This is a genomic window from Streptomyces sp. NPDC008092 (genome assembly GCF_042957285.1).
In the GTDB taxonomy this organism is placed as follows: Bacteria; Actinomycetota; Actinomycetes; order Streptomycetales; family Streptomycetaceae; genus Streptomyces.
On sequence record NZ_JBIBHY010000013.1, the window covers coordinates 133,472 to 148,332 of the forward strand.

The window sequence follows — 14,861 nt, forward strand, 5'->3', positions numbered from 1 at the left end:
GCCGCGGACCGGGATGTCCCTCCCCATCTGCGCCGGAGTCGCACGTGACCTCCGTGCGGCGCCCACGGTATCTCCGTATCCGCCGTAGCGGTACGTGTGCGACACGCGCAACCTGGTGATGTATCTGCCAATCACCACATCTAGTGGTTGGATTGCTACGGCAGCCCACAAGTTGTGGTCCCCCGGGTCTCCGGTCTCTCTGAGATCGCCTATGCTTGGGGCTGCTTCGAGGGGCCCATGTGGCCCAGCGAGGCTATTGAGTCTGCTGTGAGGAGGGTTGGAGATCATGCACTGCCCCTTCTGCAGGCACCCCGACAGCCGCGTGGTCGACAGTCGTACGACCGACGACGGCACGTCGATCCGCAGGCGCCGCCAGTGTCCGGACTGCTCCCGTCGTTTCACGACCGTGGAGACGTGCTCGCTCATGGTGGTCAAGCGGTCCGGAGTCACCGAGCCGTTCAGTCGTACCAAGGTCATCAACGGCGTGCGCAAGGCATGCCAGGGGCGGCCTGTCACCGAGGACGCACTCGCCCAGCTCGGCCAGCGGGTCGAGGAGGCGGTGCGGGCCACCGGAAGCGCCGAGCTGACCACCCACGACGTGGGGCTGGCCATACTCGGCCCGTTGCAGGAACTCGACCTGGTCGCCTACCTGCGATTCGCCTCCGTCTACCGGGCGTTCGACTCGCTTGAGGACTTCGAGGCCGCGATCGCGGAGCTAAGGCAGGCGGCCCAGGACCCCGTCGCGGACGACGAAGACGCGGGAGCGGGGGGCCAGGAAGACGGTCACGGGCCAGGCGGGGGCGCACAGGTACCCGCACCCGTTCACGTCGCCGGCTGACGGGAGGACCGGAACAGGGCGGAGGGCCCGGATCCGGTTGTCGGACGGCGATCCAGGACTTGTCGCGGGTGGCAGCTGAGGGCGCCCGCGACGTGAAAACAGAACAGTGTGTCACGGGAACATCGTGGCATTTCAGGGCGTTTTAGCCCGTACAGGGAGGCGGCATGACAGAGACGGCGAGCGGTCCGGCACGGAGTTCCCGCGCGAAGGGAACCAAGGCCACCAAGGGACTGCGTATCGAGCGCATCCACACCACCCCCGGCGTGCACCCGTACGACGAGGTGAGCTGGGAGCGCCGTGACGTCGTCATGACCAACTGGCGCGACGGCTCGGTCAACTTCGAGCAGCGTGGCGTCGAGTTCCCCGACTTCTGGTCGGTGAACGCGGTCAACATCGTCACCAGCAAGTACTTCCGCGGTGCCGTCGGCACCCCGCAGCGTGAGACCGGCCTCAAGCAGCTGATCGACCGCATCGTGAAGACGTACCGGAAGGCCGGCGAGGAGTACAAGTACTTCGCCTCGCCCGCCGACGCCGAGATCTTCGAGCACGAGCTGGCGTACGCCCTCCTGCACCAGATCTTCAGCTTCAACAGCCCCGTGTGGTTCAACGTGGGCACCCCGCAGCCCCAGCAGGTCTCCGCCTGCTTCATCCTGTCCGTCGACGACTCCATGGAGTCGATCCTCGACTGGTACAAGGAAGAGGGCATGATCTTCAAGGGCGGCTCCGGCGCCGGCCTGAACCTGTCCCGTATCCGCTCCTCCAAGGAGCTGCTCTCCTCCGGCGGCAACGCCTCCGGACCGGTCTCCTTCATGCGCGGCGCCGACGCCTCCGCGGGCACCATCAAGTCCGGCGGTGCCACCCGCCGTGCCGCCAAGATGGTCATCCTCGACGTCGACCACCCCGACATCGAGGACTTCATCGAGACCAAGGTCAAGGAGGAGGAGAAGATCCGCGCCCTGCGTGACGCGGGCTTCGACATGGACCTGGGCGGCGACGACATCACGTCCGTCCAGTACCAGAACGCCAACAACTCGGTCCGCGTGAACGACGAGTTCATGAAGGCGGTCGAGCAGGGCGGGCAGTTCGGTCTGCGCGCCCGGATGACCGGCGAGGTCATCGAGGAGGTCGGGGCCAAGTCCCTCTTCCGCAAGATGGCCGAGGCCGCCTGGGCCTGCGCCGACCCGGGCATCCAGTACGACGACACCATCAACCACTGGCACACCTGCCCGGAGTCCGGCCGGATCAACGGCTCGAACCCCTGCAGCGAGTACATGCACCTGGACAACACGTCCTGCAACCTCGCCTCGCTGAACCTGATGAAGTTCCTGAAGGACGACGGCAAGGGCAGCCAGTCCTTCGACGTCGAGCGCTTCGCGAAGGTCGTCGAGCTCGTCATCACCGCGATGGACATCTCCATCTGCTTCGCGGACTTCCCGACCCAGAAGATCGGCGAGAACACCCGCGCGTTCCGTCAGCTCGGCATCGGCTACGCCAACCTCGGCGCCCTGCTGATGGCGACCGGCCACGCCTACGACTCCGACGGCGGCCGCGCCCTCGCCGGTGCCATCACCTCCCTGATGACCGGCACCGCCTACAAGCGCTCCGCCGATCTCGCCGCGGTCGTCGGCCCCTACGACGGCTACGCCCGCAACGCCGACGCCCACAACCGCGTCATGAAGCAGCACGCCGACGCCAACACCGTGGCCGTCCGCATGGACGACCTGGACACCCCGGTCTGGGCCGCCGCCACGGAGGCCTGGCAGGACGTGGTGCGCCTCGGCGAGAAGAACGGTTTCCGTAACTCCCAGGCGTCCGTCCTCGCCCCCACCGGCACCATCGGTCTCGCGATGTCCTGCGACACCACCGGCGTCGAGCCCGACCTGGCCCTGGTCAAGTTCAAGAAGCTGGTCGGCGGCGGCTCGATGCAGATCGTCAACGGCACGGTCCCGCAGGCCCTGCGCCGCCTGGGCTACCAGGAGGAGCAGATCGAGGCGATCGTCGCCCACATCGCCGACAACGGCAACGTGATCGACGCCCCCGGCCTCAAGCACGAGCACTACGAGGTCTTCGACTGCGCCATGGGCGAGCGTGCCATCTCCCCGATGGGCCACGTCCGCATGATGGCCGCGATCCAGCCGTGGATCTCCGGTGCCATCTCCAAGACGGTCAACATGCCGGAGACGGCGACCGTCGAGGAGGTCGAGGAGATCTACTTCGAGGCCTGGAAGCTCGGCGTCAAGGCGCTCGCGATCTACCGGGACAACTGCAAGGTCGGCCAGCCGCTCTCCGCCAAGACCAAGGAGAAGGAGAAGGAGCAGGTCACGGCGAAGACCGAGGCGACCATCCGCGAGACGGTCGAGAAGGTCATCGAGTACCGCCCGGTCCGCAAGCGCCTCCCGAAGGGTCGTCCCGGCATCACCACGTCCTTCACCGTCGGCGGCGCCGAGGGCTACATGACGGCGAACTCCTACCCGGACGACGGCCTGGGCGAGGTCTTCCTGAAGATGTCCAAGCAGGGCTCGACCCTCGCGGGCATGATGGACGCCTTCTCCATCGCGGTCTCCGTCGGCCTCCAGTACGGCGTGCCGCTGGAGACCTACGTCTCGAAGTTCACCAACATGCGCTTCGAGCCGGCCGGCATGACGGACGACCCGGACGTGCGGATGGCGCAGTCGATCGTCGACTACATCTTCCGCCGCCTGGCGCTGGACTTCCTGCCGTTCGAGACGCGTTCCGCGCTCGGCATCCACTCCGCCGAGGAGCGTCAGCGGCACCTGGAGACCGGTTCCTACGAGCCGTCCCTCGACGATGACGAGGTCGACGTCGAGGGCCTGGCCCAGTCGGCGCCGCGTGCCCAGGAGCTGAAGGCCGTCGCCGCCCCGAAGGCCGAGGTGGAGGTGGCCAAGCCCGCCCCGAAGCAGGCGCACACCAGTGCCGAGCTGGTGGAGATGCAGCTGGGCATCCAGGCCGACGCCCCGCTCTGCTTCTCCTGCGGTACGAAGATGCAGCGGGCCGGTTCCTGCTACATCTGCGAGGGATGCGGCTCGACCAGCGGCTGCAGCTGACGAGTCGATGTGACGTGAAGTAAGGGGCGTCGGCCATGGCCGACGCCCCTTACCGTTCGCCTGTCGCGGGCGGTCGTCCGCCGTCAGGGGCGGCCGAGTCCGCCCATCTCCCGGCTGAAGACCACCGGGTCGTCCTCGAACCCGTGCAGTCCGGGCCGGAAGCCCCAGTCGCCGGACCCGTCGCGCACGAACTCCGCGACGGTGGCCGCGGTCGCACCGAGGACCGAGCCGAAGTCGTCCTCGGCCAGCACGTTGTAGCCCTCCCGGACGCGGACGGCCGGGTTCAGGACATTCACGAACGTCCGGTGCGTGGCCCGCTGCTGGATGACGACTCCGACGACCACGCGCGTGTACCGGCTGTCGAGCCGGTCCAGTTCGAGCGTCATCACCTCGTCCCAGCCGAAGCCCTTGCCGTCCTGGCTGTCCCGGTTGAGGAAAATCGTGCCGTCGGGCGAACGGCTGTCGAAGTGCACCAGATAGGCCGGAGTTCCGTACGGGTCAGCCGCCGTGAACGTCCCGGCGACGACGTCGAGATCGGTGGGCGGCTGCCCGGAAGGGCTGGGATCCCACTTCACCGCGACCTCGACCTTGCGGATCGCCTTGCTGAAACCGCTCACCACGCGTCCCCTTCCCCCTAGAGGCCACTGCCCCAACTGATGGTTTGCCAAGGCTCTTTGTCCATCGTGCCACGCACGCGGGGGCGTATGCGCGGGTGATCTCCGCCGGAGCGTGACCGATGCCACGCCCCATGGCCTTACGATGGCGCGGTGCTGGTCAAGTGGATTCGCTGCACCGTGGTTGACCGCCGGGGCTTCGAGCGGGGGCAGCGGAAATGGGCGGGGCTTCCGGGGGAGCCGGGATTTCGGGGACAGGGCGGGGGCTGGAGTCGGCAGCGACCTGGAGTGGCGCACATATTCGCCTTCTGGGAGAGCCGTGCCTTCTACGACTCCTTCATGGCGCGTTCGCATGACCGCCTGGCCGCGTCCCAGTCCGGCACGTACAAGGACCAGCAGGTCAAGCTGTTCGAGTACCGGTTCGACGTGAAGACCGGCTTCGAACCGCGGTTCACGGACAGCGACCTGGTCCGGGTGGCCCTCTGCCGGGTGCACGAGGAGCGCGTCGAACACTTCACGCTGATGCAGGAGAAGGTCTGGAACCCGGCGATGGCCGGCTCGCCCGGCATGATCCGCGGCATGTTCGCGGAGGCGCCGGAGAACGAGTTCATGATCCTTTCCATGTGGCGGGCGGCCGCCGAGCACGGCAAGTACCGCACCGAACGGGTGGAGCGGCTGGCGCTGCGCGCCCAGACGGAGGCCGACATCGCGGCCCTCACGGGTGACATCGTGGAGCTCGAACCGAGCTGGATCGTTTGAATATCCAACCTTCGATTTATGTGACCTGCGCTGTATGGAGCCCATCCGAGTGCTCGATTTTTCGTCACTCGATCTAGGGTTTTGGCATGGCACGACCACGGCGCATCGTCCTTGTCCGGCACGGCGAGTCAACCGGCAATGTCGACGACTCCGTGTATGAGCGGGAACCCGACCACGCACTGGCCCTGACGGACCGGGGCTGGCGGCAGGCCGAAGAGACCGGAAAACGGGTCCGGGAGATCTTCGGCCAGGAGCGCGTCAGCGTGTACGTCTCCCCATACCGCCGTACGCACGAGACCCTCCGCGCCTTCCACCTCGACCCGGATCTCATACGCGTGCGCGAGGAGCCCCGGCTGCGTGAGCAGGACTGGGGAAACTGGCAGGACCGTGACGACGTGCGACTGCAGAAGACGTACCGGGACGCCTACGGACACTTCTTCTTCCGCTTCCCGCAGGGTGAGTCCGGGGCCGACGTGTACGACCGCGTCGGCGGCTTCCTGGAGAGCCTGTTCCGCAGCTTCGAGGCGCCGGACCACCCGCCCAACGTGCTCCTGGTGACCCACGGCCTGGCGATGCGGCTGTTCTGCATGCGCTGGTTCCACTGGACGGTCGCGGAGTTCGAGTCGCTCTCCAACCCCGGGAACGCCGAGATGCGGATGCTCGTTCTCGGGGACGACGGCAAGTACACGCTCAACCAGCCCTTCGACCGCTGGCGGGACCCGGAGCCGCACTGGATGAGCGGCTAGGCTGGCCGCGATGACCTCCTCCTTCGACACCTCGACCCCGGGGCGCCTGGAGCGCGCCCTGGCCAGCCTGCGCGGACTCGCGGTCGGCGACGCGCTGGGCTCGCAGTTCTTCGTGCCGGTGAACTACCCGCTGCTGAAGCGACGGGAGCTGCCTCCGGCCCCCTGGCAGTGGACCGACGACACCGAGATGGCCTGTTCCGTCGTCGCCGTCCTGGCCGCCCACCACCGCGTCGACCAGGACGCGCTGGCCCACTCCTTCGCCGCGCACCACGACTTCGACCGGGGCTACGGACCCGCCGTCAACCGCCTGCTGCGCCTCGTCCGGGAAGGCGGCGACTGGCGCGAGCTGGCCGCCGGGCTCTTCGACGGGCGGGGATCATGGGGCAACGGCGCGGCGATGCGGATCGCACCCCTGGGCGCCTGGTACGCGGACGATCCGGAGCAGGCCACGCACCAGGCCGAGATCTCCGCCTACCCCACGCACCAGCACCGGGAGGCCGTGGCCGGTGCCATGGCCGTGGCGGCCGCCGCAGCGCTGGCAGCCGCGCCCGGCGGCCCGCCGGGTCCCGAGGCGCTCCTGGACGGGGTCGTCGCCCTCGTCCCCAGGAGCGCCGTCGGCCAGGGCCTGCGGCGCGCCCGCGACATGCTCGACTACGCCGACGCGGGCACCGTCGCTGCCGTCCTGGGCTGCGGGCGCCGTACGACCGCTCATGACACCGTCCCCTTCGCGCTCTGGTCGGCCGCACGCGCCCTCGGTGACTACGAGACGGCGTTCTGGACGACCGCCCAGGCGGGCGGCGACGTGGACACCACCTGCGCCATCGTGGGCGGCGTGCTCGCGGGCGGCAGGGCGGGAGCGCCGCCGGCCGCCTGGGCGGAGCGGACAGAGGCGCTGCCGGACTGGGCGCCGACGGGGACGGGGTCCGCAGTCGGCGGGTGACGTCGGCCGACGCGCCCCGGTCCCGGCCGGGTGTGCCCCGGCTCTGTCCGGGTCCCCGCTTCGTCCGCATCGCGCGGGTCTGTGGCCTGGAAACACGGTGCTGCACCCGCGCTGAAGACGCGATCCACCGGGACGCTTCGAAACTCTCCGTGCCTGATGGGAACTCTGCGTGACCGGCGGGCGTTTTCCCGGCAACCGCGACGTGCTCCGTCCAAGTGCGGACGGAGCACGGAGCAGGCAGCGGAATCGTTGGGGGGTGCGTGGGCGATGGGGATCGGGTGGGCTCTCGCGAGGGTGTCGGCGGCGCTGACGGCCTCGGCGCCGGTGGCCGTGGTGGTTGCGGCGGCAGTGTTCGCGGCCGTGGCGTCAATGGCCTTGTTGTCGGTGGTCGTGGTGCCAGTGGCCGAGGGGCTCGTGGCCGTGGCACTTGTGGCTGTCGTGCTCGTGGCTGTCGTGCTTGTGGCCGTGATGCCTGTGGCTGTGGTGCGGATGGCCGGGCCTCGGCCTCTGCCGTCTGTCCCCTGGCGGAGGTCCGGTCATCCGCGGCTCTGCACGGACCCGGTGGGGTCAGCCCATCCCGGGGCCGGCCGTACCGGCGAGCGCTTCGAGGTCGCTCTTGCGGACCTTGATCACCAGCCAGGCGGTGAGCAGCCCGAGCCCGGCCATGGCGGCGGCGGGGATGAACGCGGTCGAGATGCCGTGCGCGAGCACCTCGTGCCCCCAGGGCGGCGGCAGCTGGTGGGTCTTGGCGAACGCGGCTTTCTGCTCCGGCGAACCGTCGGCGAGGAACTTCGGCAGCTGCTTCTTCGCCTCGTCCTTGCTGGCCGAACCGAACACCGTGGTCAGGATGGACAGACCCAGCGAACCGCCGACCTGCTGCATGGCGTTGAGCAGTCCGGATGCCGCCCCGGCTTCGTGCTGGGCGACGCCGGAGACCGCGGTGACGGTCGCCGTCACGAAGTTCAGCCCCATGCCGAAGCCGAAGATCAGCATGGGCCCGAGGATTCCGCCGAGATAGGAGCTGTCGGGCTTGATGAAGGTCTGCCAGGTGAGTCCGACGACCACGAGCGCCGAGCCGGTCATCATGAACGGCTTCGGGCCCAGGACGGGCAGGAACCGCTGCGAGAGCCCGGCGCCGACGGCGATGGCCGCCGTCACGGGCAGGAAGGCCAGACCGGCCCTGATCGGGCTGTAGCCCAGCACGTTCTGCACGAACAGCACGATGTAGAAGAACATCCCGAACATCGCGGCCGCCAGGCTGAGCATGATCACGTAGGTGCCGGAGCGGTTGCGGTCGGCGAACATCCGCAGCGGGGTGATGGGCTCCTTCGCCCGGGTTTCGATGAAGACGAAGGCGAACAGCAGGACCACCGCGGCGGCGAACGACCCGAGTGTCAGGGCGTCGCGCCAGCCCTCCTCCGAAGCCCGGATGAAGCCGTAGACCAGGGCGGCCATGCCCAGGGTGGAGGTCAGCGCTCCCGCGATGTCGAATCGCCCGGGGTGCCGTTCGGACTCGTTGATGTACTGCGGGGTGAGGGCGGCGATCAGCAGTCCGATCGGTACGTTGACGAAGAGCACCCAACGCCAGTCGAGCCAGTCGGTGAGCATGCCGCCGGCCAGCAGGCCGATGGCCCCGCCTCCCGCGGAGACGGCGGCGAACACTCCGAACGCCCGGTTCCGCTCCGGACCTTCGGGGAAGGTGGTGGTGATCAGCGCCAGCGAGGTCGGCGACGCGATCGCGCCTCCGACACCCTGGAGGGCGCGGGCGGCGAGCAGCTGCCAGGGTTCCTGGGCGAGACCGCCGAGGAGCGAGGCGAAGGTGAACAGCAGGATGCCGGTCATGAACACCCGGCGGCGGCCCAGGATGTCACCGGCCCGCGCACCGAGGAGCAGCAGGCCGCCGAAAGTGAGTGTGTAGGCGCTGACCACCCACGTGAGGTCCGTGGTGCTGAACTTGAGCGCCTCTTGAATGTGCGGGAGCGCGATGTTCACAATCGTCGCGTCAAGTACCACCATGAGCTGGCAGGCGGCAATCACGGTGAGCGCGATGCCGGGGCGCCCCTGCCGGCGGGCCGCGCCTGGTTTCTGGTCCGGTATCAGCTGAGAGGTTGTCACTATGGATCCCCCACGAAGGTGTTAGTGAACGCCAGCGTTCACTGTCGCGTCAACGGTAGTGAGTTCTCGGTAGAGAACGCAAGCGTTCACTTAATTGCGCGTGGTGTGCCGCGTCCCCCCTTGCTGCCGCGCGCCGCGTCACCGCTCCGGAATTCCCGCTTCCCCTCGCTCGCTGGAGAAACATCAGATGGTTACCTCGCGCTGGACTGCCGCTGCCTCCCAGGCGGCCTCCCCTCGTCGGCGCGGTGCGGTCCTCGAACGCGCGATCCTGGACGCCGCCCTGGAGCAACTCAGCACGGTCGGCTGGAACGGCCTCACCATGGAGGGCGTCGCCGCCGGCGCCCAGACCGGGAAGGCGGCGGTCTACCGCCGCTGGCCCTCCAAGGAGGAACTGGTCGCCGACGCGCTGCAGGCCGGCCTGCCGCGTCTGGAGGAGGCTCCCGACCTCGGAAGTGTGCGTGAAGACCTGTTGGCCCTGTGTCGGCAGGCCCGGGACGCGATGTTCTCGCGCCCCGGCTTCGCGCTGCGGTCCGTGATTCACGAATGCGATCCCCTGCAGGTCGAGCGGTTCCACGGCGTGATCTTCGACGGAGTGGTGGGGCCGACGATCCAGCTGATCGGTGCCGTCATCGACCGCGGCATTGAGCGGGGAGAGGTGCGCGCCGATGCGGCCAACGGATATGTCCTGGACGCCATTCCGGCGATGATGATGTACCGCAACAAGATTTCTGGAAGCGAATGGAACGACCAGGAGGTCGAGGAGATGATCGACCGGTTCATGCTCCCGCTGCTGCTCTCGCGCGGGGCGTGAGCCGCGGCTCCGACGGCCCCCGGCGCGGCCCGGGAGGCCGGGGTGTCGCTCGGGGATCAGGGCGGCGTACCCTAGGGGCGCCATGCCGTACGAACCGCCTACTCACACCGTCGAGCGCTCCCTTCGCGCCACGACCGGAGCCAAGGTCATTGCCGGTGTCGACGAGGTGGGGCGCGGCGCCTGGGCCGGGCCCGTCACCGTCTGTGCCGCGGTCACCGGTCTTCGCCGACCGCCCGAGGGCCTCACCGACTCCAAGCTGCTGACCGTCAGGCGGCGTACGGAACTTGCCGAGGTGCTGCGGGAGTGGGTGACGGCCTACGCCCTGGGGCATGCCTCACCGGAGGAGATCGACGACCTCGGGATGACCGCCGCACTGCGACTTGCGGCGGTCCGTGCCCTGGAGACCTTGCCGGTGCGTCCCGACGCGGTCATCCTCGACGGGAAGCACGACTACCTCGGAACTCCGTGGCGGGTGCGCACGGTCATCAAGGGTGACCGATCGTGTGTGGCTGTGGCCGCTGCCTCGGTGATCGCCAAAGTTCAGCGCGACAAAATGATGGCCGAACTGGGTATCGACCATGCAGACTTCGGATTTGCGGACAATGCCGGGTACCCGTCGCCCGTGCACAAGGCCGCACTGGAGGAGCGGGGCCCCACCCCGTACCACCGGTTGTCGTGGGCGTATCTTGATGCGCTGCCCCAGTGGCGGCACCTCAAGAAGGTCCGCAGCTGGGCGGAGGGAAGCGTTCCGGAGATCGAGGGTCAGCTCGGCTTCGATTTCTGACGTTCCGGTCGCACAGTTGTGCCACCCGGTTCACGTGACCTGCACCAACGTTTGATAAATATCAGCTCATGCCTCTCATTCCCGAGGAGCCTCAGATTCACGAGAGTGCCCAGGGTCCCCGCGCCACTCCGGCCAGTGGCCGTACCGCGCCGACCCCTCGTCCCGTACCCGGCCCCCGCCCCGCGGCTCCGTCGCGTCCCGGTCGTCCCGGCCCTCTGCGGCCCACGCCGCCGGTGCAGCGCACGCCGCGTGACGTGGCCAAGCCAGGCCAGTCCGGCCCGGCCGTCCCCGCCGCGGCAGCGGCGGCCCCGCAGATCCAGCTGATCCCGGCCTCGGTCGAGAGCGCTCTCGACGCGGCCGAGGAAGCAGTGGACCTGCTCCTCGAATCGGGTCGTGCCCCCGGTGACGTGCTGGTGATCACCACCGGCGCGCAGCATCCGTGGGCCGACCACGAGCTGTCCTTCGGCGAAGCCGCCTACTGGGCCCAGCACGACGCGGGCGACGACGTCTTCTACGCGGACGCCGCCGTCGCCTCCCGTGCCGTGACCCGATCCGTGGTCGTCGTCGCCGTCAACGGCGGAGCCGACACCGTCGCCGCCACCGCCCTGCCGCTGGCCCTCTCCCGGGCCGGTGCCCTGCTGATCGTCTGCGGCGACCCGCAGCACATCAACTCGGTGCTGGGCGCAGGCGTCTGAGCTGCCTCCGGCACCTCTGGGACTCCGGAGGTACCGAAGGAGCCGCGGCGGTGACTCGCACGGTGCTGTCTTCGGCATGTCCGGACGACGGGCGCCGGCCGCTGCCCGTCGCGGCGGCGGCCGTTCGGCGGACGGCGGATCCGGGGCACGGGCGCCGGGCCCGATCCCCCGGGTGACAAGACGACGGGACGGCGGGACGTCCGCTCCGGCGTGGAGCGCGGCGTGACCCGCCGAGCACCCCGCCGCAGGGCGTCATGAGACGCCGTGCCCGACAGGGCGTGCCCGGTCGGTGCTCCGTGCGGGAGCCGGGGTTCAGCGGGCCGCCGCGCGGCGCAGTACCTCCGAGACGGCGCCGCCGGTACGCGGCGACAGGGGCGGGGCCTCGGACAGGGCGAAGGGTTCGGGAGGCGAGTCGGCGTTGGGACGCCGTCCGCCTCGGCCCTCACCGAGCACCTGCCAGCCGTCGTGCGTCAGCGTGATGTACGCCCCGCAGCGCAGTCCGTGCAGAGTGCAGGCGTCTCGCAGCCCCCACATCCAGGCACCGTCCTCCTCCGTCCAACGCGCGTCCCCCTCGCGGCAGTAGAGCAGTACGGCGGTCCGCACCGGGGTGCGGCGGCGCAGGTCGTGCGGGATGACCCGGCGCAACTGTGCCAGCAGTGCGTTGCGGAACATCCAGCCATCGGCCGGGGCCGAGCGTCTGCCGAAGGAGGCGCTGGCACACAGCCGCTCCTCCGGATCGAGAACGGCTACGACCGCGGTGCCCGGACGGGGGCGATGCCGGGTGTGCAGACCACTGACGACCTCGCGGGGGTTGCGCAGCAGCGGTATTCCGGCGTCGGCCCACTCCGCGGGCTCAAGCAGGCGACTGGCGGACGTCGTAGACGCGGACGTCGACAACGATGCCGCCGAGGACGGAGCGAATCCGAAGGTCACGTTCCTCCCTTCGGCTACGCGCCCACACTGCGGGCGAGATCGGATTCGGGGCCGCGCGCACCGCAGCAAAGCCCAACCGGATCACGGACGAGCCGTGCGGGGAGCGGACCTCAATTCTTGCTGTCGAACTTGGATGCGGCAACGAGCAAATGGGGCCACCGACTGTTATCTGGCGGTGCGTGGCTTATATCCCTACCCGATGAGGTGTCCGGCGACCCCTGGGACGTTCGAGCGCGGCACGTTCGTGCGTCGCGCCCGGCACCGAATTCGAACAGCGGCGGGCCGGTCAGCCCTGAACGGCGAGGACCAGCGGCAACACCCCCCGCGCCCCGGACCTGCGGAGCATGCGCGCCGCCACCGCCAGGGTCCAGCCGGTCTCGGTGAAATCGTCGACCAGCAGGACCGGCCCCTGGACCTCGGTGAGGGCGGCGGCGAGGCCGGGCGGCACGGTCAGCGCACCGTCGAGGGCCTTCAGGCGCTGGGCACTGTTGCTGCGCGAGACCCGGGCTGCCTCGCCGGCGTACTCGACGGAACCCAGCAGGGGCAGCCTGCCGACCTCCGCGATACGCGTGCCCAGGGAGTGGACCAGCCGGGGCCTGGAACGCGAGGCGACGGTGACGACACCCACCGGGCGCGGCTGTGCGTCGGCCGCGCTCGGGGCCCACCCGCCGGGCCCCTTCGCCCAGTCGGCCAGCACTTCCACGACGGCACGGGCGACATCGTCCGGCACAGGCGCGTCCGGGGTCTGGGGAGCGAGCAGCGGTCGCAGCCGATTGCCCCAGCCGATGTCCGACAACCGCCCCAAGGCCCGTCCCGCCGATGCCTGTTCACCGGCCGGAATACGCCCCTTGAGGTCGATGCCGATCGCCGGCAGCCCGGTCGGCCACATCCGGCGGGGCTCCACCTCGACGCCCGCGCGGTCCAGGTCGACCCGCGCGGCGTCGAGCGCGGCCGAAGTGGTGTCGGCCGTGAAACGGGGCCGCGCGCAGTTGTCGCAGCGGCCGCAGGGCTTTGCGCCCTCGTCGTCCAGCTGGCGCTGCAGAAACTCCATCCGGCAGTCCGGCGTGGCCGCGTACTCGCGCATCGCCTGCTGTTCGGCCTCGCGCTGCCTGGCCACCCAGGCATACCGGTCGGCGTCGTACGCCCACGGCTGCCCGGTCGCGACCCAGCCGCCCTTGACCCGTCTGACCGCGCCGTCCACGTCGAGGACCTTCAGCATGGACTCCAGCCGGGAGCGGCGCAGTTCCACCAGCGGCTCCAGCGCGGGCAGCGACACGGGGCCGCCGGCCCGGGAGAGAACGTCCAGGGTGCGGCGCACCAGGTCCTCCGACGGGAAGGCGAGCGAGGCGAAGTAGTCCCAGATCGCCTCGTCCTCCCGGCCCGGCAGCAGCAGCACCTCGGCGTGCTCGACACCGCGGCCCGCACGGCCCACCTGCTGGTAGTAGGCGATGGGGGAGGAGGGCGAGCCGAGGTGCACCACGAACCCGAGGTCGGGCTTGTCGAATCCCATGCCGAGCGCGGAGGTGGCGATCAGCGCCTTGACCCGGTTGCCGAGCAGGTCGTCCTCGGCCTGCATACGGTCGGCGTTCTCCGTCTTCCCCGTGTACGAGGCCACCGTGTGCCCGCGCTGCCGAAGGAAGGTGGTGACCTCCTCGGCGGCGGCCACGGTGAGCGTGTAGACGATGCCGGAACCCGGCAGGTCGTCCAGGTGGTCCGCGAGCCAGGCCATCCGGTGCGCGGCGTCCGGCAGCCGCAGCACGTTCAGACTGAGGCTCTCCCGGTCCAGCGGGCCGCGCAGCACCAGAGCGTCCGAGGCACCCCCGGTGCCGAGCTGCTCGGCCACGTCGGCGGTCACCCGGGCGTTGGCCGTGGCGGTGGTCGCCAGCACCGGCACGCCAGGCGGCAGGTCGGCCAGCATGGTGCGCAGCCGCCGGTAGTCGGGCCGGAAGTCGTGGCCCCAGTCGGAGATGCAGTGGGCCTCGTCCACCACGAGCAGCCCGGTCGCCGCGGCGAGCTTGGGCAGGACCTGGTCGCGGAATTCCGGGTTGTTGAGGCGCTCCGGGGACACGAGGAGGACGTCGACCTCGCCGGCCGCGATCTCCGCCTGGATCGACTCCCACTCCTCTGTGTTGGAGGAGTTGATGGTGCGGGCGTGGATGCCGGCCCGGGCCGCGGCCTCCACCTGGTTGCGCATCAGCGCGAGCAGCGGGGAGACGATCACCGTCGGGCCGGCGCCCGAGGCGCGGAGCAGCGAGGTCGCCACGAAGTACACCGCGGACTTGCCCCAGCCCGTGCGCTGGACCACCAGGGCCCGGCGCCGGTCCGCGACCAGTGCCTCGATCGCCCGCCACTGGTCCTCGCGCAGCCGGGCGGCGCCCGTGTCGTCCCCGACGAGACGGGCGAGGACGGCGTCCGCCCGGGCCCGCAGTTCCGCGTTGCTCGTGTGTTCCATGCGTCCCATACAACAGGACGGGACCGACAGCCGGGCGGGCCTGTGGACAGCGGAGACGGCATTGTCGTGCCCCTGATTCGACTTATCCACAGGTTTGACTTATCCACAG

General features: G+C 69.8%; 12 protein-coding genes. 8 read left to right on the top strand and 4 right to left on the bottom strand.

Translation table 11 applies throughout. The annotated features are described in order from the left end of the window. Positions 1–286: 286 nt before the first annotated feature. Both nrdR and ACFZB3_RS35930 read left to right on the top strand, forming a co-directional pair. A complete protein-coding gene (nrdR, locus tag ACFZB3_RS35925) occupies positions 287–838 on the top strand; it encodes a transcriptional regulator NrdR (protein WP_391383223.1) in 552 nt (183 codons plus the stop codon). 164 nt (positions 839–1,002) lie between these two features. After that, on the top strand, positions 1,003–3,903 hold the full coding sequence (locus ACFZB3_RS35930) for a vitamin B12-dependent ribonucleotide reductase (protein ID WP_391383226.1): 2,901 nt from the start codon (positions 1,003–1,005) through the stop codon (positions 3,901–3,903). An 83-nt stretch (positions 3,904–3,986) separates the two neighbouring features. On the opposite strand, the gene ACFZB3_RS35935 is transcribed toward ACFZB3_RS35930, so the two are convergent. Continuing rightward, the gene (locus tag ACFZB3_RS35935) at positions 3,987–4,520 is read right to left on the bottom strand and encodes a TerD family protein (protein ID WP_391383228.1); all 534 of its coding nucleotides are present in this window, start codon (positions 4,518–4,520) and stop codon (positions 3,987–3,989) included. 150 nt (positions 4,521–4,670) lie between these two features. On the opposite strand from ACFZB3_RS35935, the gene ACFZB3_RS35940 reads away from it, so the two are divergent. From ACFZB3_RS35940 to ACFZB3_RS35950, 3 genes are all read left to right on the top strand, one after another. Next, complete coding sequence (locus tag ACFZB3_RS35940) at positions 4,671–5,276, top strand: DUF4937 domain-containing protein (RefSeq protein WP_391383231.1); 606 nt, start codon at positions 4,671–4,673, stop codon at positions 5,274–5,276. Between the two features lie 86 nt (positions 5,277–5,362). Further along, the gene (locus ACFZB3_RS35945; RefSeq protein WP_391383234.1) at positions 5,363–6,022 is read left to right on the top strand and encodes a histidine phosphatase family protein; all 660 of its coding nucleotides are present in this window, start codon (positions 5,363–5,365) and stop codon (positions 6,020–6,022) included. Positions 6,023–6,032: 10 nt separating this feature from the next. Beyond that, a complete protein-coding gene (locus tag ACFZB3_RS35950) occupies positions 6,033–6,962 on the top strand; it encodes an ADP-ribosylglycohydrolase family protein (protein WP_391383237.1) in 930 nt (309 codons plus the stop codon). Between the two features lie 567 nt (positions 6,963–7,529). Here ACFZB3_RS35950 and ACFZB3_RS35955 read toward each other — a convergent pair. After that, positions 7,530–9,077 (bottom strand): DHA2 family efflux MFS transporter permease subunit, encoded by a 1,548-nt coding sequence (locus tag ACFZB3_RS35955; protein ID WP_391383240.1) that lies wholly within the window; start codon positions 9,075–9,077, stop codon positions 7,530–7,532. A gap of 187 nt (positions 9,078–9,264) precedes the next feature. Between ACFZB3_RS35955 and ACFZB3_RS35960 the strand changes: the two genes are divergently transcribed. The 3 genes from ACFZB3_RS35960 (at position 9,265) to ACFZB3_RS35970 (ending at position 11,367) form a co-directional block, all read left to right on the top strand. Continuing rightward, positions 9,265–9,888 (top strand): TetR/AcrR family transcriptional regulator C-terminal ligand-binding domain-containing protein, encoded by a 624-nt coding sequence (locus tag ACFZB3_RS35960; RefSeq protein WP_391383243.1) that lies wholly within the window; start codon positions 9,265–9,267, stop codon positions 9,886–9,888. An 82-nt stretch (positions 9,889–9,970) separates the two neighbouring features. Further along, complete coding sequence (locus ACFZB3_RS35965; protein ID WP_391383246.1) at positions 9,971–10,672, top strand: ribonuclease HII; 702 nt, start codon at positions 9,971–9,973, stop codon at positions 10,670–10,672. A 68-nt stretch (positions 10,673–10,740) separates the two neighbouring features. Then, positions 10,741–11,367: a hypothetical protein gene (locus ACFZB3_RS35970; protein WP_391383249.1), complete on the top strand. Its 627-nt coding sequence runs from the start codon at positions 10,741–10,743 to the stop codon at positions 11,365–11,367. 312 nt (positions 11,368–11,679) lie between these two features. On the opposite strand, the gene ACFZB3_RS35975 is transcribed toward ACFZB3_RS35970, so the two are convergent. After that, the gene (locus ACFZB3_RS35975) at positions 11,680–12,300 is read right to left on the bottom strand and encodes a hypothetical protein (RefSeq protein WP_391383252.1); all 621 of its coding nucleotides are present in this window, start codon (positions 12,298–12,300) and stop codon (positions 11,680–11,682) included. A 286-nt stretch (positions 12,301–12,586) separates the two neighbouring features. Next, positions 12,587–14,752: a RecQ family ATP-dependent DNA helicase gene (locus ACFZB3_RS35980; protein WP_391383254.1), complete on the bottom strand. Its 2,166-nt coding sequence runs from the start codon at positions 14,750–14,752 to the stop codon at positions 12,587–12,589. Between the last annotated feature and the right edge of the window lie 109 nt (positions 14,753–14,861).